Genomic DNA, 23,715 nt, shown 5'->3' with positions numbered 1-23,715 from the left:
GAGTTTTATTATGTCTCTAAGTACTGAAGCGAAAGCAAAGATCGTTGCTGAATTCGGTCGTGATGCTAACGATACTGGCTCAAGCGAAGTTCAGATCGCACTGCTGACTGCAGAAATCAACCACCTGCAAGGTCACTTTTCAGAGCACAAAAAAGATCACCACAGCCGTCGTGGTCTGCTGCGTAAAGTTTCCAGCCGTCGTAATCTGCTGGACTACCTGAAACGTAAAGATGTAGCTCGTTATACTGCACTGATTGAACGTTTAGGTCTGCGTCGCTAATCAAGTGAGTTTCAATGAAAAGGGGCCCGTAGGCCCCTTTTCTACTAGAAAGTGCTATTTTTAAGAAAGTGCTATTTCAAAAATGAGTCGTTATGTTTTAATGTGGTGATGGTTATTTAGTCTCTCTAGTTGCGACAATTCGCGCGGCTAATGAAAGTGTTTAAACGTGGTTAAGTTAAATATTTCCATTAGTCGCGAGGGGACGTAGCGGAGAAAAGATTATTCATCGTCGCTAAATATCATGCGACAATAAGATAAAGGATATTATTTTGCTGAATCCTACAGTTCGTAAATTTCAATACGGTCAACATACCGTTACGTTAGAAACGGGCATGATGGCTCGCCAAGCAACGGCTGCTGTAATGGTTGACATGGACGGCACTGCTGTTTTTGTTACCGTTGTTGCTAAGAAAAAAGTGAAAGAAGGACAAGACTTCTTCCCACTCACCGTTAACTATCAAGAGCGTTCATACGCAGCTGGCCGTATTCCAGGAAGTTTCTTCCGTCGTGAAGGTCGTCCTGGCGAAGGTGAAACTTTAATCGCGCGTCTTATCGACCGCCCTTTACGCCCACTATTCCCAGAAGGGTTCTTAAACGAAATCCAAGTAGTTGCGACTGTGGTTTCTGTTAATCCACAAGTTAACCCAGATATCGTTGCTATGATTGGTGCTTCTGCAGCACTGTCATTATCAGGTGTACCTTTCAATGGTCCTATCGGTGGTGCTCGTGTTGGCTTTATTGATGGTCAATATGTGCTGAATCCAACCGTTGATGAACTGAAAATCAGTAAATTAGACTTAGTGGTTGCAGGTACTGCGGGTGCGGTACTGATGGTTGAATCAGAAGCTGATTTATTATCAGAAGAACAAATGTTAGGTGCAGTGGTATTTGGTCATGAACAACAACAAGTTGTGATTGAAAATATCAATGCATTAGTTGCCGAAGTCGGTAAAGAAAAATGGGATTGGGCACCAGAGCCTATTAACCAATCTTTACATGATCGTATTGCTCAATTAGCACAAACTCGTATTGGTGATGCGTATCGTATTACTGAAAAACAAGAACGTTATGAGCAAATCGATGCTATTCGTGATGAAGTGATCAGCACATTATTAGCAGAAGATGAGTCTTTAGACGAAGGCGAAATCATTGAAATTTTCTCTGGTTTAGAGAAGAAAATTGTTCGTGCTCGTGTATTAGCGGGTGAACCTCGTATCGATGGTCGTGAAAAAGACATGGTACGTGCTTTAGATATTCGTACAGGTTTATTACCACGTACACATGGCTCTGCGCTATTTACTCGTGGCGAAACTCAAGCATTAGTAACAGCTACTTTAGGTACTGCACGTGATGCACAAACCATTGATGACATCATGGGTGAGCATACCGATACCTTCTTACTGCACTACAACTTCCCTCCATATTCTGTCGGTGAAACAGGTATGATGGGTTCGCCAAAACGTCGTGAAATTGGTCATGGTCGTTTAGCAAAACGTGGTGTATTAGCCGTTATGCCAACGATTGAAGAATTCCCATACACAGTACGTGTAGTGTCTGAAATTACAGAATCCAATGGTTCATCTTCAATGGCATCTGTTTGTGGTGCTTCTTTAGCACTGATGGATGCTGGTGTACCAATTAAAGAATCTGTTGCTGGTATTGCAATGGGTCTGGTAAAAGAAGGTGAAAACTTCGTTGTTCTTTCTGATATTTTAGGTGATGAAGACCATTTAGGTGATATGGACTTTAAAGTTGCGGGTAGCCGTAACGGAGTCAGTGCATTACAAATGGATATCAAAATCGAAGGTATCACTCGTGAAATTATGCAAGTTGCGTTAAATCAAGCGAAAAGCGCACGTCTGCATATTTTAGGGGTAATGGAAAGTGCAATTAGCCAGCCTCGTGCAGAAATTTCTGAGTTTGCACCACGTATTCATACTATCAAAATCAATGCTGATAAGATCAAAGATGTTATCGGTAAGGGTGGTTCAGTTATCCGTGCATTAACGGAAGAAACGGGTACCACTATCGAAATCGAAGATGATGGTACAGTGAAAATTGCGGCTACTAGTGGCGAACAAGCAAAACAAGCTATCGCTCGTATCGAAGAGATCACGGCAGAAGTCGAAGTTGGCCGTATCTATAACGGTAAAGTAACACGTATCGTTGATTTCGGTGCATTTGTTGCTATCGGCGGTGGTAAAGAAGGTCTGGTGCATATTTCTCAAATCGCAGACAAACGCGTTGAGAAAGTAAGTGATTACCTGACTATGGGTCAAGAAGTTCCAGTGAAAGTACTGGAAATTGACCGCCAAGGCCGTATCCGCTTAAGCATGAAAGAGGCTCAAGCAACCCAGCAGGAAGCAGCTGAAACTTCTTCTGAAGATCCTGCAAATTAATGATATTCTACTACCGATATCTAGACATAGGTATCGGTAGAGACTTATTATGATTGACAAGTAGGACGTCATAAAACGCTTTTTGTTGAAAGAGTCTGACTTTGGGAGTGAGAAATGAAAACATTTCTGCGCGGTTGTTCTATTGCTGTTTTCATCTTTATTTCCGGGTGCAGCACTAGTCCAGAATGGCGTAAGAATGCTATTTTTGCTACTCCACTACAGCCTTCTTTACAACAAGAAGTGATATTGGCTCGTATAGAACAAATTCTGGCGAGCCGTTCATTAACCGAAGATGAATATGCACAGCTTTTATATGAGCGTGGTGTGCTGTATGATAGTCTCGGTTTAAGAGCATTGGCGCGCAATGATTTTTCAATGGCGCTGTCAATGAGACCAGATATGCTAGAAATTTTTAATTTTCTAGGTATCTATTTTACGCAAGCAGCGAATTATGATGCTGCTTATGAAGCGTTTGATTCTGTTTTAGAGCTTGATCCAACTTACAATAATGCGCGTTTTAATCGTGGTATCGCTTTATACTATGGTGGCCGATTGAAATTGGCGCAGGATGATCTGCAGGCGTTTTATCAGGTCGATCCAAATGATCCCATTCGTTCGCTTTGGTTATATCTTGTTGAAAAAGAGATAGACTCTGATTCTGCTAAAAAACAGCTGAGACAGCGATACCTACAGGCGAATAAAACGGGACAATGGGGATGGAATATAGTTGAGTTTTATTTAGGTGACATTAGTGAAAAAACATTAATGGAAAGGCTAAATGAGACGTCAACCGATAACACTTCGCTCGCTGAGCATCTTAGTGAAACTAACTTCTATTTAGGTAAATATTACCTAAGTCTGGGGGACATGGATAGCGCTGAAGCGTTATTCAAGCTGACGGTTGCCAACAACGCACATAACTTTGTTGAGCACCGCTACGCATTGTTGGAATTAGCACTGTTAGGCCAACAAGAAGACCTAGCGGAATCGGACCAGCAATAGCTGACGAACATTTCTTTGATCAGTTTGAAAGCCATCATCTGCATAGGATGAGGGCTTGTTTGTTCGTTTAATAATATAATTTGAGCCAGTTCACATTTTAGATGATAAAGACCGACAAACCATGCGGTATGTTATGTCAACTGGCCGCCATAATGAATGAGGCACAGTGACATGACTACTGAAACCGATATGACTTTTGCTGATCTAGGTTTATCAGCACCTATTTTGACTGCACTGAATGATTTAGGCTACGAGAAGCCTTCTCCAATTCAGCAACAATGTATTCCTTTCCTTTTAGATGGCAATGATGTTCTAGGTATGGCACAAACCGGTAGTGGTAAAACCGCTGCGTTTAGCTTACCGTTATTACACAATCTAGATGAATCATTAAAAGCACCACAAATTTTAGTGTTAGCACCAACCCGTGAACTTGCGGTTCAGGTTGCCGAAGCCATTGAAGATTTTTCTAAACATTTACCAAAAGTGAATGTCGTTGCTCTGTATGGCGGTCAACGCTATGACGTTCAACTACGTGCATTACGCCAAGGGCCACAAGTTGTTGTGGGTACACCGGGTCGTTTATTAGATCACTTAAACCGTGGCACCTTAGATTTATCTAAACTAAAAGGTTTAGTATTAGATGAAGCTGATGAAATGTTACGTATGGGCTTTATTGAAGATGTTGAGAATATCTTAAGTAAGATCCCAGCAGAGCACCAGACCGCATTATTCTCTGCGACGATGCCAGAAGCTATCCGTCGTATTACACGTCGCTTTATGAATGATCCAAAAGAAGTACGTATTCAAAGCAGTGTAACTACACGCCCAGATATTAGCCAAAGCTATTGGATGACTTATGGTGCACGTAAAAATGAAGCATTAATCCGTTTCTTAGAAGCAGAAGATTTCGATGCAGCTATTATTTTCGTTCGTACAAAAAATGCGACCTTAGAAGTAGCAGAAACCTTAGAGCGTAATGGCTATAACAGTGCGGCATTGAATGGTGACATGAATCAGTCTCTGCGTGAGCAAACATTAGAGCGTCTGAAAAACGGCCGTTTAGATATCCTTATCGCAACGGATGTTGCTGCGCGTGGTCTGGATGTTGACCGTATCAGCTTGGTTGTCAACTATGATATCCCTATGGATTCAGAGTCTTATGTACACCGTATTGGCCGTACTGGCCGTGCTGGTCGTGCGGGTCGTGCAATTCTATTTGTTGATAATCGTGAGCGCCGTTTACTGCGCAATATCGAGCGCACGATGAAGATGTCTATTCCTGAAGTTGAGTTACCAAACGCAGAGTTGATTAGTCAGCGTCGTCAGGAAAAATTTGCTCAGCAAATCGCTCAACAGTTAGAAACAAGTAACCTTGACCAATATCGTGCATTGTTACCAAAATTAGCGCCACAAGGTGAAGAAGCGTTAGATATGGAAACATTGGCGGCGGTATTACTGAAAATGGCTCAAGGTGAGCGTGCACTTATTCTGCCACCTGATCCAGTACGTCGTCCTCGTCGTGAATTTAACGATCGTGACGATCGCCGTAACGATCGCGAACGTTCTCCACGTCGTGAGCGCCGTGATGCGGGTGAAATGGATCTCTATCGTATTGAAGTGGGTCGTGATGATGGGGTTGAGGTTCGTCATATTGTTGGTGCTATTGCCAACGAAGGCGATATCAGTAGCCGTTATATTGGTAATATCAAATTATATGGTTCTCACTCAACCATTGAGTTACCAAAAGGGATGCCAGGCGATTTATTAAGCCACTTCACTCGTACTCGCATTATGAATAAACCATTGAATATGCAGTTAGTGGGTGATGCACAACCTTACCGTGAGCGCCGTAATAGCAGCCGTCGTGATGGTCAGCCACAAGGTGGTCGTCGCTTTAGTAAAGGCGATCAACCACCACGCCGTGGTAATGGCGAGCGTGGTAACTTCCGTGGTCGCGGTAATAACGAAAACGCACCACGTCGCCGTAGTAGTACTCATAATCAATAAGAAACTTAAAGTTTATTCAATTTTAAGCTGAATTGATAAAAACCAGTCCATACAATGGACTGGTTTTTTTATAGTATGCTGAGCATGGTGTTTGGCGCCTTATATGCAGCCGTAAGTAGGGCGCTGTTAGAGGACGACAGGAGTGCTCCCATCTCCTACTAGACAATAAGTAAATCTTATTATTATTTCTTACTTAAATTTCTTAAATGCTTATAAATTGTTGCTGAGCTTATGCCTAATTCGGCGGATACTATTTTATGTGTTGCTGAAAATTCAAAAAGTCCACTTTCATTTAATTCTTTAATTATCTCTAAATTCTTGTATTTACTTGGAATATTTTTATTTCCGTAAACTCTCTTTTTAATTGGTTCTAGATGATTCTGTACAAGATTATTCACATCTTGTGAAAAATTTTCATGTTTTAAATTATTTGTATCAGTAAAACTATCTATTAATGCATTTAATGGCATATCGAGAGCAAAGTTCATACAAATCATACCAATAGGTGTACCTGCATTATTTACAATTAAAGTAGATGATGATTTAAATGGCCGAACACTTTTTGTATTGAAATAAACCTCCCACATTTGATCTGTTCGATTAAATTTTGAGAGTTTTTCTAAAGCAATATTTGTTACGGGGGCACCTAATCCACGACCAGTAACATGTCCATTAACTATGTGGATAACGGAATGGCGTAAATCCTCAAAACTATGTAGCACTATTTCACAATAATCACCGAGAAATTGCCCCAAATTATCGAGAAAAGGAATATAAGAGCGGAGTAGATGCCGATCTTCTTCAGTAATCTTTTGGTTTGTAGGAAGGTCCATAAGAAATTTTACCCATAATTACAGTTAAATAATTCTAACGTTAAAAGTTGTCGAAATCCATATTTAGTATACTCGGATAATACTGAGTAAAATATTTTTATACTAAGTTAAGTTTTATGATCCTAAGCACATACTTTATTTTCTTAATATGGCTAAATACGGGTATAGGAATTCGAGGAAGAAATTATGAAACTAGGTATTGAAACAGAGTCCTATCACCTATTTTTTCAGCAGGGTGTAATGGATGTTTTTGATTTTATAAATAAAGCAACTGAATTAGGGCTGGATGGGGTCGAATTAAATATCATTCCTGATGAAGGATTACACCCAGAATTTGGTGTGTTAACAAGTGATAGCCCTGAATATTTAGCAAAAGTACGTCAGGCAATTGAAGATAAAAATCTTTATTGTGAATTAGATACACGTTTTACAACACCAAAGGCATTAACAAAAGCAATTGATATCGCTCGAGGAATTGGTGCTGATGTGATACGTACTTATATGTTTCGTCGAGGACAATACAATCCGAAACAATACCCTAAAATTATTCAAGATATTAAGTCTATTGTTCCATTATTAAAAAAATATCGTATACGTCTTGCAATAGAAAATCATGAAGATGAAACGGCTGATGAAATCTTAAATATTGTAAAAGATATTGATTCTATTTGGGTTGGTGCACATTGTGATATTGGTAATGGCATGATGGCGTGGGAAGATCCTATAGTAACAGTGAGCAAATTAGCACCTTATACATATAGCACTCATTTTAAAGATCATATTGTTACACATGATGATGAAACACTGGTAATTACAGGAATGCCTCTTGGTGAAGGGAGTATTGATATCGATGAATGTTTTCGTTTATTAGTTGAACATTCGCCTGTAACACGTATTAACTTAGAAAACTGTTTTCCCTATACATCTCATTTTGCTAGAGATAAAGGAACGGGGGGAGTATTTGAATTAAGTGGAAGCTTTGAAGTTAAATCACCACCTTTTGATACGCAATTAATTAACCCCTTGGAATATTATTATCCAGCTAAAATTTCTCCTGTTGCATTAAAAACATTAATGGACGCACAAGAGCGTTGTGTACAAGTTTCTGTTAATAAATTAAAAGAACTAAGAAAAAAATATTGTTATTAATATATAAAAATAGTTATCAAATATTGGAGTGATCTCATGATTATTAATACTACATCAGCACCAGAAGCTATTGGTCCTTATTCACAAGCAATTAAAGTTGAAAATCATATTTATATTTCAGGTTGTTGCCCATTCAATACTCATGATGGTTCTGTTATGGGAAATGATATTGAAATACAAACATTAAAAGCTATGAATAATTTAAAAGCTATTATAGAAGCTGCCGGTGCATCAATGGATGATATTGTTAAAACGACTTGTTTTATTAAAGATATAAAAGATTTTCCTATTTTTAATAATATTTATTCTTCTTTTTTTACATCAGGAAAATACCCAGCTCGTTCATGTGTGGAAGTTTCACGTCTACCTAAAGATGTTTTAATTGAAATAGAAGCTATCGCTTATAAAAAATAGGAAATATGATCATGAATAAATGGGGAAAATTATGTTTTCTTATTTTGGGTGGTGGGACTATATTCAAACTATCCAGCATGAAAGATGTATTTTATGTGCCAATGCAACAAGATTGGGGATTATCTAACACCCAAATTGGTTTTGGCTTTACTATTTATGCCATTATTCAAACAATCGGATTATTTTCATCATTGTATATTGCCGATCGCTTCTCTAAGAAAATTTTATTACCAGCGGGCTTAATTGGGGTAGGTTTATGTGGTGCTTATTTAAGCACATTGCCTCCTTTTACGGGTTATTTAATTGCATTTGGTGCAATGGCATTTTTCGGCGAGGTTGTTTATTGGCCTGTTTTACTAAAATCGGTACGTTTATTAGGAAATAAAGAAGAACAAGGACGTATGTTTGGTTTTCTAGAAGCTGGGCGAGGGGTTGTTGATGTTCTAGTAGCTTCGGGAGCTCTTTATATATTTGTTTTATTTGGTGAAGGTAAAACAGGTATGCAAGCAGGATTAATTTATTATACGCTTGCTACAATAATAGTAGGTATAATTACATATTTTATTGTGGATAATGACGATAAGAAGGAAACCTCCTCAGCAAGTGAAGCTAATCGCCAAGTTTTGGAAGGGATTAAAAATGTCGTAAAATGTCCTAACTTATGGTTAGCATCAATGAGTATCTTCTTTGTTTATTCTGCTTACTGTGGGTTAACTTATTTTATTCCTTTTTTAAAAGATATTTACGCACTACCAATAGCCCTTATCGGTGCCTATGGCATTATTAATCAATATGCACTAAAAATGATAGGTGGTCCATTAGGCGGATTTTTAGCTGACAAAGTTGCAAAATCGCCAACAATATATCTGAAATGGACATTTTTATTATCTGCGATTGCAATGGCTATTTTCATTATGTTGCCTCATGACTCAATGAATGTCTATTTAGGTATGACTGCAACATTAGGTTTCGGTGCAATCATTTTCTCGCAAAGAGCTATTTTCTTTGCACCAATGGATGAAATTGGAACACCAAGACAATATGCAGGTTCAGCGATGGCGTTTGGATGTATTATTGGTTATATGCCTTCCATGTTTGCTTATGCTCTCTATGGGTCATTATTAGATAATTTTGAGGGCATTCAAGGATATAACTATGTATTTAGTATTATGGTCACTTTTAGTTTGCTTGGTTTTATTTGTGCAACCATATTAGCTAAGCGTATTAAAATGATAAATAACACTTTAAATATAGCTTAAAAATAGACACCGCTTAATTGTGATCTAGCAAACACTGCTTCATCGATTGGCATTAGCTAAATACGGCTATACCTAGTACAAGGAATGCACTTTAAGCGTTCTTCTGGTGGCGATAATAAATCAATATTTTGTTTATTGCCTTGGCGTAAACGACTTAATGTTTTGGCTAAACGCTCTTGCTCTAATGGATTAAGCAAATTGTTCAGGTAAATGGTGAGCGAGGGCGGTAATAACGAAAACGCACCACGTCGCCGTAGTAGTACTCATAATCAATAAGAATATAATTCACTCAGTATTCAATTGAGTTGATGATATAAATTGAAAAACCAGTCAACGAAAATTGGCTGGTTTTTTCTATATAAAGTAGAAATAAATAATTACTCAATTGGGTACATTTTATTGGCATATTCCAAGAGTGCATTATTGCTTTTGCGGATACATATAGATGCATTTATCCCACTTTTTTTACATTCTTTTAGTTTTAAACTTAATTCAAGAGAAAATAAAATGTAATCCCAACGTTTTATATATTCTTGATATTTTTGGCTCCCATTTTCAGCAATCCATTTTGCATATTCTTTGGCCTTGTTTAAATCTTGAGGAACACCTTTGTTACCATGCAAATAGATAGAAAAAAGATTTTCACAAGCAATAATCACTTTGTTTCCTTTTATTCGACATGCTTTGTCATAGTATTTAATTGCTTTGCTTATATCTTTTTCAACACCATAACCATTTTCAAAAATAACGGCTTGATAGAATAGAGCTGCTCCATGTTTAGGGTTCAATGCTAATGTTTTTTTTAAGAAATTACGTGATAATTCGCACTGGTTTTTATCACTTTCATGAGTAATTTTATATTTTAAATTAGTACAACCAACAAAGAAAATGGAAGCAATAAGATAGCTATCATTAGAATTGTTATTTTTTTTAGCCTTTTCAATAAGAGGATAAACAAGCTCTTTATTTTCAGGGTAAGGTGTAATCAAAGGTAATTGAGGATCATACTGTAACTCTAATTTGTTATATCCTGAGCTTAACATTTTATCGGTGATAATAGGGTATTCATCACCTATTGAGGAATTACTAATAATTAATAAACCAAAAAATAATATATTAAATATTTTCATTGATAATATGGTTCATTAATTGTTGAGGAATTTTATTATTATCAGTATTAGGTTTTTGATGCAATAAAATATCAGTAATCAATGTGCTATTTCCATTATCCCAGTTTACAAAGGATTCTAATTGATGAAAATTATTATTTAAATCATAGAAATGGCTTTTAGTTATATTAAGTCCTATATAATTAATACCAGCTTTATCTAGCGAATAGAGTTCATCTTTTTGTGTTATTCCATCTGAATTTTTCTCTTTCATAATGATCTCCTATATATAATATTTAAAAATTAATTTTACATTAGGCTAAAATTAAACTTTTAATTTGTCTACTTATAATTTTAATTACCATAATTAACTTTTTATTTAATGGTTAATTTAGTGATTATAATTAATTATTAAAAATAATATGTGAAGTTTTTAAATTTGATAGTACTAAATAAAAAGTATTATATAAATAAGTTGGTAATGGCTAAAAATGAAGTCATAATAAAATAATTTACAGTAAAGCCGAACAATGTTTAGGTATTAAACCTGTTTATACTCATTATATTTTCTAGAAAACAATATCAGCAGGTTTTTAATAAGTATTTAGACACTTATTTGTAAATGGTTAAATACTGATTTTATGTAGGGTTATGATTTATTGATTAATTCAATCACCTCTGCATCCATAAGTGGTGTGAGTTTTGCACTAATAACGATTTTTTTGTATTTGTTATTCAACCCACCGGCAATGACTTCATTGAATAATCGAATTTCTACTTGGGATAATCCATCTTCGGTACGTTCTAAAGGATGAATTACCACATTTCTTTTTCGACAAAAAAAGGATAATGGGTTAATACCTATTTGAGTAAGTGCTGTTCGTATCGCTTCAATAGCAGGGTAAAAATCGCCAATTAACATTCGACTATGAGTAAAATGACGTTCTACAGAAAATTCTTTTTTGGTGTGAAGATCACGAACTTCGATGCGATTAATATAAACTTTAATATAAATGGGTTCCATCAAGCTTATTCCTTTTTACTGATTAAATTAAGCCAATCGCTTCTTTTAAGGGTTTAAGGTAACGTCGACTGACCGGAATTTGTTTATTATTATGTAAAATAAGTTCTGCTTGTCCATTATCACCAAAAACAATTTCATTGACATAATCCATATTCACTAAATATTGACGATGGCAACGTACCAGCGGAGTGCGTGTTTCTAAAGTACGTAATGTAAGCTCAGTAAAACCTTCTTGCCCTTGATTATTGGTGACATAGACACCGCTTAATCGTGATGTAGCAAACACGGCTTCATCGATTGGCATTAGCCAAATACGGCTATGCCCAGTACAAGGAATGCACTTTAAGCGTTCTTCTGGTGGTGATAATAAATCAATATTTTGTTTATTGCCTTGGCGTAAACGACTTAATGTTTTGGCTAAACGCTCTTGCTCTAATGGTTTGAGCAAATAATCAAAAGCGTGCTCTTCGAATGCTTGAATAGCATATTCTTCAAATGCGGTTAAAAAGACAATATAAGGGCGATGTTCAGGATCAAGCATTGAGACCATTTCTAAGCCAGTAATACGTGGCATTTGAATATCAAGAAAAACCACATCAGGTTTTTTACGATGTATTTCTCCTATCGCCTCAATAGCATTACTGCATTCACCAATAATATGAATATCTTTTTCTTCTTCGAGTAAACAACGTAAATTTTCACGAGCAAGCGGCTCATCATCAACGATTAATATATTCATTGTTATGCTGCGTTATCCATATTTTTTTCTAAGGGTAAACAGATTTTTATTTTGGTATAGTTATCAGGCTGACACTCCACAAGTACACCATATAGATCACCATAGCGTAATTTAATCCGCTTATCGACAAGTCTCATTCCTAAACCGAGCTGATGTGATGCGCCTTGCGAATGATAAAGCCCTGCATTATCACTAATTTCGATCACTATTAAGTGGTCTTCTTGATGCGCTCTAATTGTAATCTTTCCGATACCTAATAACTGTGATGTTCCATGTTTAATTGCATTCTCAACCATAGGCTGAAGCGAAAATGCAGGAAGGCGCGCAGTGGCTAAATGTTCAGGTATCTGAATATCTATCTGTAAACTTTCTTGAAAGCGCGCTTTTTCAATTTGTAAATAAGCCGTGACGTGTTCAATTTCATCACTGAGTGTCACTATCGCTTCGGGTCTTTTTAAATTCTTACGAAAAAAAGCTGACAGAAATTGCACTAACTGTTTTGCTTGATCACTATCACGACGAATAACGGCTTGTAATGTATTTAATGCATTAAATAAAAAGTGGGGATTGACTTGTGCGTGTAGTAATTTAATTTCTGATTCTAATAGTGATTGTTTATTTCTTTCGTATTGTCCGGCAAGAATTTGTGCTGATAATAGACTGGCGATCCCTTCTCCTAAGGTTCTATTAATGGAGCTAAATAAGCGATTCTTTGCTTCATAGAGCTTTATGGTGCCAATAACGCGATTATTTTCTCCTCGTAAAGGAATAACCAGTGTCGACCCTAATTTACAATGTGGAGAAAGGGTACATCGATAAGGTGTCTCATTGCCGTCCGCATACACGACTTCGTTATTATTAATGGCTTGTTTAGATTGTTCTGAGGAAATCGGTGTACCCGGCAAATGATGATCAGCGCCAATACCAATAAAAGCGAGTAGTTTATCTCTATCCGTAATGGCGACAGCACTGACTTTTAATTCTTGGTAGATAACTTTTGCAACACGAGTACTATTATCTTGGTTAAAGCCTTTACGTAAAATACCTTCAGTGCAAACCGCAATTTTTAATGCTTGAGCGGAGAAGGCACTGGTATATTTTTCAAAAATGGCACGTCTATCTTGTAATATCCTAATAAACATCGCAGCACCTATTGTATTTGCTACAATCATAGGAGCGGCAATATTTTTTACTAAAGAAAGTGCTTCATCAAAAGGACGAGCGAGTAATAAAATAATACTCATCTGTATTATTTCGGCAAAAAAGGTGACGGTAGCCGCTGTCCAAGGATTAAATATGCGGTGCATTTGTCCATGTTTTACATAATAACGATGAACTAATCCACCAATTAATCCTTCTGCGATAGTGGATACCATACAACTTAACGCTGTCATTCCGCCGAGGGAATAGCGGTGTAAGCCACCCGTGAAGCCAACGAGAAAGCCTACATATGGGCCACCTAATAATCCACCTAATACGGAGCCAATAGCACGGGTATTAGCAATAGAGTCATTAATATGCAATCCAAAATAGGTGCCCATAATGCAGAAAATGGAGAAAATCACATAGCACATTAATTTATGTGGAAGTTTGATAGTCACTTGTAAAAGAGGCGTAAATAGCGGCGTTTTGCTGAGAAACCACGCAATAATGAGATAAACGCACATTTGCTGTAATAACAGCAAAATTAAATCAAATTCGTACATAAGTTGTGTGTACCACTTTCTGTGTTTATTTAATAAATTAAAAAAACGTAGATAAAATGAGGCTATTCATGGAGTAATAAAATTTGGTATAAGAATAACTTAATCGCACTATCAAAGAAAATCTTCCTCTGAGTCAGTGATCTAGCGCACAAAATTCTTAAAGAAATAGCCAGTTATTGTGTAAGATAACGCTATCAGTGAGTGTTCTACTTCACTATTAAGGTCTAATCGTTATATGAAAAAAAGAGCCATCTATCTTATTTTATTAATGCTAATACTTATTGCATTAGCCGTTCTTTTCCGCGCGCATAATCAATATTTATTACTGCAAGGTGAAGTGGATGCACCTGAAGTTATTGTGGCCTCTAAAGCCAAAGGACGTGTTATAGAGCGTCATATTGAGCGGGGTGATGATGTTAAAGCGGGGCAATTGATGATCACCTTAGATAGCCCGGAACTCAATGCTCAAGTGGCTGCACTGGAAGCGGCAAAAGCCCAAGCTCAAGCGCAATTAGATCTCTCTATTCACGGTACAAGAGAAGAAAGCATTCGTAATTTACAAGCGATCTTATCTCAGGCGCAAGCACAAGCCACCAATGCAACGAAAGATTACCAACGTCTTAGTGCGGTCGCCAATAAAGGTTATGTCTCTGCCAATGAGCTTGATAGTGCTCGTAGTCGTCGAGATGTTGCCGTGCAGCAAGCCAAAGCAGCACAAGCTGAGTTAGATGAAGCGAAAAACGGTGATCGTATTGAATTACGTGAGAAATACCGAGCCGCACTACAACAAGCAGAGCAGCAATTAATTGAGCTGAAAGTTCAGCAGCAAGATTTACAGGTAAAAGCTCCGGTTGACGGCGAAGTGGGGCCTATTCCTGCGGAAGTGGGTGAGCTTTTTAATGCCAATAGCCCATTAGCTACGTTAATTCGTCTCCCTGAAGCCTATTTTGTATATAACTTGCGTGAAGATATTTTAGCCGATATCCGCAAAGGCGATCGCATCACCATCACTGTTCCTGCGTTAGGCAATAAAGAAGTGGAAGCAGAAGTTCGCTATATTGCTCCTATGGGAGATTACGCAACGAAAAGAGCGACGCGTGCAACAGGAGATTTCGACTTAAAAACCTTTGAAGTTCGACTGTATCCAACGGCACAAATTGAAGGACTACGTCCTGGTATGAGCGCATTATGGCGTTGGGATAAGTAAGGGCGAATAATGAGAGTAAAGGCAGCTTGGCGTGGTTTTAATAGCGCATTCTCACGAGAAACCCATATGGCAGTGCGAAGCCCAGTGTTCCACTGGCTAAGCTGGCTGTTTCCATTAATGTTATTCACATTAATTAGTGCTAACTTTTCAGAAGGTACTTTGCTGAACTTGCCAGTTTCCGTTATCAATAATGATAATAGTCCACTATCAAAAACGTTGATCCGAGATTTAAATGCAGGCTCTCATGCCAAATTAAGTGCATTAGATACAAATCCGCGAACCGCCTTAGAGCAGCTAGGAAGTGCAAAAGATTACGCTATTTTAATGATCCCCCGCCATTTTGAAAAAGATGTATTAGCAGGCAAACAGCCGACAACCCGAATGTATTACAATGGGTTGTATTATGCTGCGGGTAGCTATGCTATACAGGATTTTAGCGGGTTAATTGCCGAGCTTAATGCACAATATCGCACTGTTTTAGCGCAAGAGATGAATAAGCCAGTGCCGCCTTTAGCCAAAGTAACACTCTCTTATGACAGCCTGTTTAATGCCAGTGGTAGTTATATCTACTATCAACAATTTGCTGCAACCATTCATATGTTGCAACTCTTTGTTGTCACCTGCACGATTTACTCCTTATCACGGGGTAATATGCTATTAAACCTAAAACCTTTCACTTTTGCCCTAATAGGTAAATTGGCACCTTATACGCTGTTTTTCTTAACATTATTAATGATTGAGTTAGCGGCGTTAGTGCATTTTTCAGGGGCAAAAGTCAATGGTAATCCGCTTTATATGATATTGGTGGGGTTCTTTTATATCATCGCGGCACAAAGTATTGGGTTGCTGTTGTTTACATTTACCAATAGTGCGATAACCGCATACAGTATGATAGGTATGCTAGTGAGTATCGCTTTAGCTTTTTCAGGGATGGCGGTGCCTGAACTGTCGATGATATTACCTGCTCGAATCATTTCTAATCTAGAGCCATTAACGCACGCCTTAAATGCTATGTTTGATATCTTCTTAAGAGAAGTTTCGTTACAAGGTATTCTTTATGTGTGCACGCTTTTGTTGATTTATCCTTTTGCGATTGCGCTTTTAGTTCGCAAACGCATCTTTAAAAGATTGGAATTACAGGTAGGTGTCGTATGATGCAGATGTATTTCCAAACATTTAAGCGTGTTTTATTAGGCATGTTAGAAAAACCGATGTGGATGTTATTATTGGTTTCTCTTTGCATTATGAGTTTAGTCTACGCTAAACCTGTATTGTGGGATCTGCCTGTGGCGGTGATCAATCAAGATCATAGTCCCGCCAGTTATGCCCTTATCCGCTCATTAGATGCCACACCTAAATTAAGCTTAAAGGGATATGATAATTTAGATGAAGCTCGTCATGACATGATCATGCGTGAACTGTTTGCCATTATTATCATTCCAACAGATTTTGAAAAAAAACTGCTTAATGGCAAAAATGTTACCGTTCCTGTGTATGGGGATGCGACCAACCGCCTTGCTAGTGGACAAATTCAGCAAGAATTAATGCAGGCGTATCAGCAATTATTAGATAACTATAACGGCCGTATCTTACAAAATGCGGGTTTTAGTGCGACACAGTCAAAAATATTATTAAAACCGATCCAAAGTGAAACTATCGCCATGTATAACCCTGGGGTCAGTTTTGCCGCCATTATTTTCCCAGGCTTGTTAGTGATGTTATTGCAACACTCATTATTAATTGCTTGTGTACGAGTGAGTATCGCCGTCAGAGGAACGCCAAAAGGGAAGCCTCCGTTAGCGGTATATTTAGGCGCGCTATCTGCACTTATACCGATTTGGCTCTTTTTATCTTCGGTGTTCTTTGCTCTATGGCCGTGGGTATTAGGCTATCGTCAAGAAGCACCACTTTATCAAATTTGGATGTTGACCTTCCCATTCTTATTAGCGGTATTAGGATTAGGTAAGTTGATCACTGAATGCTTGCGTAGTGTTGAGATGATTTACTTAACATTGGCATTTGTGACGACACCAGTATTCTATATTTCGGGAACTATTTGGCCATTACAAGCTATGCCGGATTGGGTATTGGCAATATCCTCTGCATTACCTTCTACATGGGCTGTAAATGCTATGGCCGGAATTAACCAGATGGGATTATCATTCCAAAGCATCCTAGGGGATATCGTGATGATGCTGGTTTTAGGCGTGATATATACCATTTTGGGGGTGTTAGTGGGTATGTTGCGCAATGGTGAGTTAAGGGAAATTACTCATCAATTTAAGCATTGGGCGAGACATTACCACCGTTCAAAGTAAATAATATCTGTAATATGCTAGGTAAATAGGACGGGATTACTGAAAAGTTATCCCGTCTTTTTTATTTCAGTGTAAATTTTCTATAATAGTCTATTAATAACAAAAATTTGTTTAAATTATTTTACTTTTATGCAATCTATATCTAAAAATATTATCTTAATAATAATGTTTTTAATAATCTTAAATAATTAATGTTATTGTTATAATAATTAATTTGAACTATTTTAAGTGCTTTTCCTTATCTTAATATATAAAAAATAAATTAATTTCTTTTTATATAAACATAAAAAACAAACAATTATATAAAAACTAGTAATGACACTTAATTAAAATAAACCAATCTTATTATAATAAATTTAATTTAGAAGGGCTAAATTAAATAATCAAAATAAAACATTCAATTAAAGTAAGAATAAAAATTTTAAAAAATTAATTGTTAAATTTTAATTAAGTATTATTATATCGATGTCAATTTAATTTCTTAGTAACTTTTATCTTATTATCTAAATAAGATAAAATTCTATGAAAAATCGTAATTAAATGTGTTTATTATTTTCTAGGAATTAAGGTAATTTATATGAAACTTAATTATTTGAAACTTTTTGTGATCTCTGCATTATCTGTAGGTTCTGTTTTTGCTGTTTCAGCTGAAGATCCTGTAGGAAATGGACCTGTAACCGTAAATGGTGGCGAAATATTTTTTAAAGGTGAATTAGTAAATGCAGCATGTGCTGTTGACTCTTCATCTGATGGCCAAATAGTTAAATTAGGTCAAGTGAGAACTGCAAGATTAGCGAAAGCTGGTGATTTTAGCGAAAATACTAATTTTACTATCCAATTAAATGATTGTGACTCTAAAGTAGCTAGTACTGCAAAAGTTGCTTTTACAGGGGTTTCTGCTGAAGGACAAGATGACGTATTAGCAGTATCTTCTTCTTCTGCTGGTGGTGCTAAAAATGTCGGTATTCAAATTTTAGATAGTAAGAGTGCACCAATGTCTTTTGACGGCGCTGGATTCGGTAATGCAACTAAATTACATGATGGAAAAAATATTATTCCATTCCAAGCAAGATATTATGCTTTAGGTGCAACTGAACCTGGTATCGCAAACGCTAACGCAACCTTTGCTGTCCAATACGAATAAGATATAGCCTTATACTATTTTTTAGTATAAGGCTTTTTTACTTTTTTGTGGGTTATTTTAATAAGACATACACCAAGATTAGCTATAGTGGATTATAAAAATGAATAGTATTCTAACTTTTTCTAAAATAAAGCTTCTTTTTTTAATGCTCTTAACTCTATGTGTCATTAACCAAGCATATGCTGCTGTATCATTAGGGGCAACTAGAGTCATTTATTTTGCAGGTGAAAAGCAAGCAAAATTACCAGTAATTAATAATGATGAAAAACGTTATTTAATACAGTCTTGGATAGAAAATAGCGAAGGAAAGAAAGATAACTCTTTTGTTATTACGCCTCCTCTATTTTCTATGCAGGGTAAAAAAGAGAATACGTTAAGAATTATAGATGCAACTAACAATAAATTACCGAAAGATAGAGAAACTTTATTTTGGTTGAGTGTAAAATCTATCCCCGCTGTAGAAAAATCACTTGCTAATGAGAATATGTTACAACTTGCGATTATTAGTAAAATAAAATTCTTTTATAGACCAAAAGATCTCACCATATCTCCAGATGAAAATTATAAAAAACTACAATTTAAACGTAATAATGGCACTCTTATTATAAAAAATCCGACACCTTATTTTATTACGATGACTGAATTAGAACTTGGTGGTAAAAAATTAGAGAACACTATGGTTCCACCTTTTGAAGATAAGTCTATCTCTATTCCAACATCAGCTTATGGGAAACTCTCGTTTCAAACTATTAATGATTATGGGGCCATCACACCAAAAACAATCGTCGACGTTAGATAATCATTATTTGATATTGTAGAATTGAAAGAGTGATATTATGTCATTTTCAACAGGTATAAATAGCTTAAGCGGCATAAAAATAAATAACGTAAAATTATTTATTTTTATGCTTGCGCTACTATTTTCAGTTGACTCAAAGTCTGAGGAGGAGTTTTATTATAACCCCTATTTCTTATCAGATAACCCGGAGTCTGTCGCTGATCTATCTTCTTTTGAGAAAGGATTAGAAGTACCTGAAGGTAATTATCTGGTTGATATTTACTTAAATGACATATTCTTAAAAACCCAATATATCAATTTTATTGAGAATAAAGGGCAGCTATCACCATGTATCACAAAAGCAGAGCTAAAAAGTTGGAATGTTAATTTAAATCTCATAACGGATGAACAAAATAAAGATAAAAATAATGTTGAACAGAAAAATGGGCTCGATGAACATTGTCAGTCACTTACTTCATTAATTGATCAAGCCACAGCAAATTTTGATGTTGGTTCACAAAAGCTCAATCTCACTATACCTCAAGTATATTTAGTCAATCAGTCTCGAGGCTTTATTCCACCAGAGTTATGGGATGATGGTATTGTGGCTGGATTTATTACCTATATTTTAAATGGTAGTAAAACTCGCAATGATGGTAGTCCAGATACTCATTTTACTCATCTCAATTTACAAAGTGGGATCAATCTTGGGCCATGGCGTCTTCGCGATAACTCTATTTATTCTTATGATTCTATTAATAAATCAAGTTGGAAACATCTGAATACTTATATAGAACGTGGTATTAATAAATTATATTCTCGTCTTATTATTGGTGATAGCTACACACAAAGTGAAGTTTTCGACAGTATCAACTTTAGAGGCTTTCAGCTGTCATCTGATGAAGTTATGTTACCGGATAGCCAAAGAGGTTTTGCTCCGATTATTCGAGGTGTTGCCCGGACTAATGCCGAGGTTACTATACAGCAAAATGGTTATGTGATTTACCGTAACTCTTTTCCACCGGGTCCTTTTGTTATTGATGATCTCTATTCAACAAGTAACAGTGGCGATTTAGAGGTAACCATTACTGAGTCTGATGGTTCAACACAAACCTTTACTGTGCCATATTCATCAGTCCCTTTATTACAAAGGGAAGGACATACCAAATATTCAGTGACTGTAGGTAGTTACCGTTCGGGTAATGATGAGCAGGAGCGACCTTATTTTTTACAAGGATCAGTGATCCACGGCTTACCTGCGGGTTGGACCATTTATGGAGGAACCCAGTTATCCAAAAATTACCAAGCGGCAAGTATTGGGGTAGGTAAAAATATTGGACGTTTTGGGGCTTTATCATTTGATATTACCGAAGCGAGATCAATACTACCCGATGATTCTACACACCGTGGGCAATCGATACGTATTCTTTATAATAAATCTATCAATGAATTAGGCACAAGGGTGCAACTTGCCGGTTATAAATATGCGACGAGTGGTTTTTATACTTTAGCAGAGACTACTTATAAAAAAATGAGAGGGAATTATATACAAACGGAGGATGGTGTTGTTGAAGTTAGTGGATTGCCACAAAGTTACTACGATCTTATTTATAATAAAAGGCAAAGGATACAACTCAATATTACTCAAAAAATAGGTGATCAATCTACGTTATATATTATTGGTACTAATCAGCGTTATTGGAATTCTAAAAAACAAGATAATCAATTACAGATAGGCCTTAATACTATTATTAAAGGTATTAATTTAGGTCTAAATTATAGCTTATCTAAAACATCATGGAATGATAGTAAAGATCAGATGTTAGCATTTAATACTAGTATTCCTTTTAGTAACTTTATGCGTTCTGATAATGATTCTATATGGCAAAATGCGAGTTTAAGTACTAACTCCTCGCATAACATGAAGAAACGTTTTAACAATACTATCGGATTAAACGGTACATTATTGGAAGATAAAAACTTAAGTTACAATATTCAAACAGGTTATTCTCATGAAGAAGAATCGGACTCAACAGGATATGCCTCATTAAGTTATAACGGTTCTTATATGAATAGCAATATAGGTTATAACTATACCGATACATCACATCAAATAAATTATGGTATGAGTGGCAGTATTTTAGCTCACTCAGGTGGTATAACACTTAGTCAGCCTATATATCAAACAGCGGTGTTAGTTAAAGTACCTGAAGTTAAAAATATAAAATTAGAAAACAATAGTGGCATCACGACAGACAGTAATGGTTATGCGGTTTTACCTTATGTTTCTGAATATAAAGAAAACCGTATTGCATTGGATACCAATTCATTCTCTAACAATATTGAAATAGATAATGCGGTGAAAAGCGTAGTTCCTACTCGTGGGGCCATTAGTGCGATCACATTTGAGCCTAATGTTGGGATAAAAGCAATTACGACATTAACCCATAAAGGGAAGCCAGTACCTTTCGGGGCTATCGTTGATTCAGGTAATAATACTGGGATTGTGGCAGATGAAGGAAAAGTTTATTTAACAGGGTTATCACCTTCAGGGCAATTAAAAGTGAATTGGGGTAGTAAGAAAGAGCAACAATGCTTAGTAAATTACACATTACCACCACAAGATCCAGATAAACTTTATGTTGAATATAGTGCAGAGTGCCATCCTATTAAGGAATAAATAATGACTAATAATATTAAGGGTATTTTGACAACACTATGGTTATTTTTCTTATCATTATCACCTAATGTTGCATATTCTGCCGATAGCATTATTCAAATAACAGGTTATATGAGAGATAACACCTGTGCAGTTGCACCAGAATCACAATACCAAACTATTGATTTATTAAATAATGAAGTTAAGCGGTTATATAAAGTGGGAGAAACAACACCCTTTATTCCTTTTCATATAATACTGGAGCCTTGTGGAGAATCAGTGATTGCTGTGAAATTCTATTTTAATGGTATTTCAGATAGAAATAATCCTTCATTATTAGCGTTAGATCCGATAGCAACATCTGCTTCTGGTGTTGGAATACAAATATTAGATAGTGAAAGGTCACCCATTCCTATTAATCCAAGTAGTGACCAACTTAAATGGATCCCCTTAGTTGCAGGAAAAAGTAACACCGTTTTTTTCTATAGTCGATTAATGGCATCTGATATGCCTGTCTTAGCTGGAAAAATTAAAGCCAGTGCCACTTTTACACTCGAGTACCAATAGAGATAAAGAGAATCAATGATGAAATATAAATGGCGAGGAGTAAAAAACGTAATATTTGCTATTTTATGCTGCAATACTTCATTCGCTATGGCTGCAGATGCAACAATTACTGTTAATGGAAGTGTAATAGCAAGGCCTTGTGAAACAATCACAAAAACAGCCAATGTGGACATGGGCGACCTATATACATTCGATTTTATGATCCCTGGATCTACCTCTAAATGGTATCCCGTTGATTTGGAGTTAAGAAATTGTCCTATTGGTACAACTTCTATTGAAGCGACATTCACCGGTCTTGATGATAGTACTGGATACTATAGAAATCAGGGCTCAGCTAAAAATCTTCATTTAGAATTACAAGATACTGCAGGTAATAAATTAAGAAACGGTTCGAAAAAAGTGGTTGAAGTTGGTGAGTATTCGTTTGCTGCAATTTTTCCTTTACGAGTAAGAGCCATCTCTGTGAATGGTAGACCTACACAGGGATCAGTACAGGCAATAATTAATGTTACCTATGTATTTATGTAATTGTTATTTAATTAAATTATAGAAAAAACATTATGATAAGCTATAAAAAAACAATGCGTTTTTTATTGTATTTAAGCTTCGGTTTATTTTCAAACCCAGTACTATCATTTACTTGTAAAGTCGCTTCAACGGGACAAATTGTCGGTGATGGTGCTGCTAATATACGCGTTAATTTAACGCCTCGAGTTGAAGTAAACCAGAATTTGGTAGTGGATTTATCCAAAGCACCGTAAAACCCCGTCCTTCAGGTCGGGGATATAAGGCGCGGTTTTTTAACTAACTAGGTGTTTCCTATTGCTCAATGTACTGGCGGATAATGGATATTGGTGCGCCACCACAACTCCCCGCGAAATAACTCGGCGACCAAAGAACCCCCTTGTAGTAATAACGTTGGGCAATATCAGGAAAGACTACCTTCATAAAGTCACCAGCGAAATCAGCAAAAACCACGCAATGATTGTCATTGAGGACTTAAAGGTCAGTAACATGTCTAAATCGGCAAAAGGTACGACAGAACGGCATGGACGGAACGTAAAAGCTAAATCTGGTTTAAACCGCTCAATACTGGAGCAGGGCTGGTATGAAATGCGCCG

General features: G+C 36.5%; 23 protein-coding genes and 2 pseudogenes. 17 read left to right on the top strand and 8 right to left on the bottom strand.

Going from position 1 to position 23,715, the window contains the following annotated elements; translation table 11 throughout:
- Positions 1-10 precede the first annotated feature (10 nt).
- The 4 genes from rpsO to AACV01_RS01320 all read left to right on the top strand — a co-directional run bounded on the left by rpsO (position 11) and on the right by AACV01_RS01320 (position 5,688).
- On the top strand, positions 11-280 hold the full coding sequence (rpsO, locus tag AACV01_RS01335) for a 30S ribosomal protein S15 (RefSeq protein ID WP_004253005.1): 270 nt from the start codon (positions 11-13) through the stop codon (positions 278-280).
- A gap of 269 nt (positions 281-549) precedes the next feature.
- Entirely contained in the window at positions 550-2,679 is a 2,130-nt protein-coding gene (gene pnp / locus AACV01_RS01330) for a polyribonucleotide nucleotidyltransferase (protein ID WP_004246234.1), read from the top strand.
- Between the two features lie 114 nt (positions 2,680-2,793).
- Entirely contained in the window at positions 2,794-3,681 is an 888-nt protein-coding gene (nlpI, locus tag AACV01_RS01325) for a lipoprotein NlpI (protein WP_020946629.1), read from the top strand.
- A 171-nt stretch (positions 3,682-3,852) separates the two neighbouring features.
- Positions 3,853-5,688 carry a DEAD/DEAH family ATP-dependent RNA helicase gene (locus AACV01_RS01320; RefSeq protein ID WP_004246232.1) on the top strand — a complete coding sequence of 612 codons (1,836 nt, stop codon included), beginning with the start codon at positions 3,853-3,855 and terminating at the stop codon, positions 5,686-5,688.
- Between the two features lie 182 nt (positions 5,689-5,870).
- Here AACV01_RS01320 and AACV01_RS01315 read toward each other — a convergent pair whose 3' ends face one another.
- Positions 5,871-6,521 (bottom strand): helix-turn-helix transcriptional regulator, encoded by a 651-nt coding sequence (locus tag AACV01_RS01315; protein ID WP_004246231.1) that lies wholly within the window; start codon positions 6,519-6,521, stop codon positions 5,871-5,873.
- A 186-nt stretch (positions 6,522-6,707) separates the two neighbouring features.
- Here AACV01_RS01315 and AACV01_RS01310 point away from each other — a divergent pair, with 186 nt between their 5' ends.
- The 3 genes from AACV01_RS01310 to AACV01_RS01300 are packed head-to-tail and all read left to right on the top strand — an operon-like array spanning position 6,708 to position 9,343.
- Positions 6,708-7,670 carry a sugar phosphate isomerase/epimerase family protein gene (locus AACV01_RS01310; protein ID WP_004249599.1) on the top strand — a complete coding sequence of 321 codons (963 nt, stop codon included), beginning with the start codon at positions 6,708-6,710 and terminating at the stop codon, positions 7,668-7,670.
- A 36-nt stretch (positions 7,671-7,706) separates the two neighbouring features.
- Positions 7,707-8,084 carry a Rid family detoxifying hydrolase gene (locus AACV01_RS01305; RefSeq protein ID WP_161682325.1) on the top strand — a complete coding sequence of 126 codons (378 nt, stop codon included), beginning with the start codon at positions 7,707-7,709 and terminating at the stop codon, positions 8,082-8,084.
- Positions 8,085-8,095: 11 nt separating this feature from the next.
- Positions 8,096-9,343: an MFS transporter gene (locus tag AACV01_RS01300; RefSeq protein WP_036919636.1), complete on the top strand. Its 1,248-nt coding sequence runs from the start codon at positions 8,096-8,098 to the stop codon at positions 9,341-9,343.
- Between the two features lie 56 nt (positions 9,344-9,399).
- On the opposite strand, the gene AACV01_RS01295 is transcribed toward AACV01_RS01300, so the two are convergent.
- The 6 genes from AACV01_RS01295 to AACV01_RS01270 form a co-directional block, all read right to left on the bottom strand.
- Positions 9,400-9,540 (bottom strand): hypothetical protein, encoded by a 141-nt coding sequence (locus AACV01_RS01295; RefSeq protein ID WP_004246227.1) that lies wholly within the window; start codon positions 9,538-9,540, stop codon positions 9,400-9,402.
- Positions 9,541-9,720: 180 nt separating this feature from the next.
- Positions 9,721-10,473: a tetratricopeptide repeat protein gene (locus AACV01_RS01290; RefSeq protein WP_046334739.1), complete on the bottom strand. Its 753-nt coding sequence runs from the start codon at positions 10,471-10,473 to the stop codon at positions 9,721-9,723.
- Positions 10,460-10,726, bottom strand: coding sequence for a hypothetical protein (locus AACV01_RS01285; RefSeq protein WP_046334740.1), 267 nt, complete (start codon positions 10,724-10,726; stop codon positions 10,460-10,462). The genes AACV01_RS01290 and AACV01_RS01285 overlap by 14 nt, the downstream gene beginning before the upstream one ends.
- Positions 10,727-11,101: 375 nt before the next feature.
- A complete protein-coding gene (locus AACV01_RS01280; RefSeq protein ID WP_004246224.1) occupies positions 11,102-11,476 on the bottom strand; it encodes a YjaA family stress response protein in 375 nt (124 codons plus the stop codon).
- 22 nt (positions 11,477-11,498) lie between these two features.
- Positions 11,499-12,215: a two-component system response regulator BtsR gene (gene btsR, locus AACV01_RS01275; protein WP_004246223.1), complete on the bottom strand. Its 717-nt coding sequence runs from the start codon at positions 12,213-12,215 to the stop codon at positions 11,499-11,501.
- Between the two features lie 2 nt (positions 12,216-12,217).
- On the bottom strand, positions 12,218-13,921 hold the full coding sequence (locus AACV01_RS01270) for a sensor histidine kinase (RefSeq protein WP_004246222.1): 1,704 nt from the start codon (positions 13,919-13,921) through the stop codon (positions 12,218-12,220).
- Between the two features lie 235 nt (positions 13,922-14,156).
- Here AACV01_RS01270 and AACV01_RS01265 point away from each other — a divergent pair, with 235 nt between their 5' ends.
- From AACV01_RS01265 to AACV01_RS01225, 9 genes are all read left to right on the top strand, one after another.
- Entirely contained in the window at positions 14,157-15,128 is a 972-nt protein-coding gene (locus tag AACV01_RS01265) for an HlyD family secretion protein (protein ID WP_004246221.1), read from the top strand.
- Between the two features lie 9 nt (positions 15,129-15,137).
- Positions 15,138-16,283 (top strand): ABC transporter permease, encoded by a 1,146-nt coding sequence (locus AACV01_RS01260; protein WP_046334764.1) that lies wholly within the window; start codon positions 15,138-15,140, stop codon positions 16,281-16,283.
- Entirely contained in the window at positions 16,283-17,446 is a 1,164-nt protein-coding gene (locus AACV01_RS01255) for an ABC transporter permease (protein ID WP_161682339.1), read from the top strand. The genes AACV01_RS01260 and AACV01_RS01255 overlap by 1 nt, the downstream gene beginning before the upstream one ends.
- A 577-nt stretch (positions 17,447-18,023) precedes the next feature.
- The gene (gene fimA, locus AACV01_RS01250) at positions 18,024-18,590 is read left to right on the top strand and encodes a type 1 fimbrial major subunit FimA (RefSeq protein WP_046335035.1); all 567 of its coding nucleotides are present in this window, start codon (positions 18,024-18,026) and stop codon (positions 18,588-18,590) included.
- A gap of 100 nt (positions 18,591-18,690) precedes the next feature.
- Positions 18,691-19,389: a fimbrial biogenesis chaperone gene (locus tag AACV01_RS01245; RefSeq protein WP_046335034.1), complete on the top strand. Its 699-nt coding sequence runs from the start codon at positions 18,691-18,693 to the stop codon at positions 19,387-19,389.
- A 37-nt stretch (positions 19,390-19,426) separates the two neighbouring features.
- Positions 19,427-22,048 (top strand): fimbria/pilus outer membrane usher protein, encoded by a 2,622-nt coding sequence (locus AACV01_RS01240; protein ID WP_161682323.1) that lies wholly within the window; start codon positions 19,427-19,429, stop codon positions 22,046-22,048.
- A 3-nt stretch (positions 22,049-22,051) separates the two neighbouring features.
- Positions 22,052-22,594 (top strand): fimbrial protein, encoded by a 543-nt coding sequence (locus tag AACV01_RS01235; protein WP_004246215.1) that lies wholly within the window; start codon positions 22,052-22,054, stop codon positions 22,592-22,594.
- Between the two features lie 15 nt (positions 22,595-22,609).
- On the top strand, positions 22,610-23,122 hold the full coding sequence (locus AACV01_RS01230) for a fimbrial protein (protein ID WP_004249593.1): 513 nt from the start codon (positions 22,610-22,612) through the stop codon (positions 23,120-23,122).
- 32 nt (positions 23,123-23,154) lie between these two features.
- Entirely contained in the window at positions 23,155-23,355 is a 201-nt protein-coding gene (locus AACV01_RS01225) for a fimbrial protein (protein WP_049220958.1), read from the top strand.
- On the opposite strand, the pseudogene AACV01_RS17825 reads toward AACV01_RS01225, so the two are convergent.
- Positions 23,291-23,527: pseudogene (locus AACV01_RS17825) on the bottom strand (transposase); the annotation flags it as partial. The gene AACV01_RS01225 and the pseudogene AACV01_RS17825 overlap by 65 nt on opposite strands.
- Between AACV01_RS17825 and AACV01_RS01215 the strand changes: the two are divergent.
- A pseudogene (locus AACV01_RS01215) lies at positions 23,513-23,715 on the top strand (transposase); the annotation flags it as partial. The pseudogenes AACV01_RS17825 and AACV01_RS01215 sit on opposite strands and share 15 nt — an antisense overlap.

Source organism: Proteus sp. G2609, assembly GCF_963896135.1.
GTDB classification, from domain to species: domain Bacteria; phylum Pseudomonadota; class Gammaproteobacteria; order Enterobacterales; family Enterobacteriaceae; genus Proteus; species Proteus mirabilis.
Note: the sequence above shows the minus strand (reverse complement) of the source record. Positions and strands in the feature narration are given on the sequence as shown.

Excerpts from the sequence above, each read along its gene's own strand:
- AACV01_RS01285 (WP_046334740.1), bottom strand. The coding sequence starts at position 10,726 with ATGAAAGAGAAAAATTCAGATGGAATAACACAAAAAGATGAACTCTAT.
- AACV01_RS01280 (WP_004246224.1), bottom strand. The coding sequence starts at position 11,476 with ATGGAACCCATTTATATTAAAGTTTATATTAATCGCATCGAAGTTCGT.
- rpsO (WP_004253005.1), top strand. The coding sequence starts at position 11 with ATGTCTCTAAGTACTGAAGCGAAAGCAAAGATCGTTGCTGAATTCGGT.
- AACV01_RS01240 (WP_161682323.1), top strand. The coding sequence starts at position 19,427 with ATGTCATTTTCAACAGGTATAAATAGCTTAAGCGGCATAAAAATAAAT.
- AACV01_RS01260 (WP_046334764.1), top strand. The coding sequence starts at position 15,138 with ATGAGAGTAAAGGCAGCTTGGCGTGGTTTTAATAGCGCATTCTCACGA.
- AACV01_RS01315 (WP_004246231.1), bottom strand. The coding sequence starts at position 6,521 with ATGGACCTTCCTACAAACCAAAAGATTACTGAAGAAGATCGGCATCTA.
- AACV01_RS01270 (WP_004246222.1), bottom strand. The coding sequence starts at position 13,921 with ATGTACGAATTTGATTTAATTTTGCTGTTATTACAGCAAATGTGCGTT.
- btsR (WP_004246223.1), bottom strand. The coding sequence starts at position 12,215 with ATGAATATATTAATCGTTGATGATGAGCCGCTTGCTCGTGAAAATTTA.
- AACV01_RS01290 (WP_046334739.1), bottom strand. The coding sequence starts at position 10,473 with ATGAAAATATTTAATATATTATTTTTTGGTTTATTAATTATTAGTAAT.
- AACV01_RS01225 (WP_049220958.1), top strand. The coding sequence starts at position 23,155 with ATGATAAGCTATAAAAAAACAATGCGTTTTTTATTGTATTTAAGCTTC.
- fimA (WP_046335035.1), top strand. The coding sequence starts at position 18,024 with ATGAAACTTAATTATTTGAAACTTTTTGTGATCTCTGCATTATCTGTA.
- AACV01_RS01245 (WP_046335034.1), top strand. The coding sequence starts at position 18,691 with ATGAATAGTATTCTAACTTTTTCTAAAATAAAGCTTCTTTTTTTAATG.
- AACV01_RS01255 (WP_161682339.1), top strand. The coding sequence starts at position 16,283 with ATGCAGATGTATTTCCAAACATTTAAGCGTGTTTTATTAGGCATGTTA.
- AACV01_RS01320 (WP_004246232.1), top strand. The coding sequence starts at position 3,853 with ATGACTACTGAAACCGATATGACTTTTGCTGATCTAGGTTTATCAGCA.
- AACV01_RS01310 (WP_004249599.1), top strand. The coding sequence starts at position 6,708 with ATGAAACTAGGTATTGAAACAGAGTCCTATCACCTATTTTTTCAGCAG.
- AACV01_RS01300 (WP_036919636.1), top strand. The coding sequence starts at position 8,096 with ATGAATAAATGGGGAAAATTATGTTTTCTTATTTTGGGTGGTGGGACT.
- AACV01_RS01305 (WP_161682325.1), top strand. The coding sequence starts at position 7,707 with ATGATTATTAATACTACATCAGCACCAGAAGCTATTGGTCCTTATTCA.
- nlpI (WP_020946629.1), top strand. The coding sequence starts at position 2,794 with ATGAAAACATTTCTGCGCGGTTGTTCTATTGCTGTTTTCATCTTTATT.
- AACV01_RS01230 (WP_004249593.1), top strand. The coding sequence starts at position 22,610 with ATGATGAAATATAAATGGCGAGGAGTAAAAAACGTAATATTTGCTATT.
- AACV01_RS01235 (WP_004246215.1), top strand. The coding sequence starts at position 22,052 with ATGACTAATAATATTAAGGGTATTTTGACAACACTATGGTTATTTTTC.
- AACV01_RS01265 (WP_004246221.1), top strand. The coding sequence starts at position 14,157 with ATGAAAAAAAGAGCCATCTATCTTATTTTATTAATGCTAATACTTATT.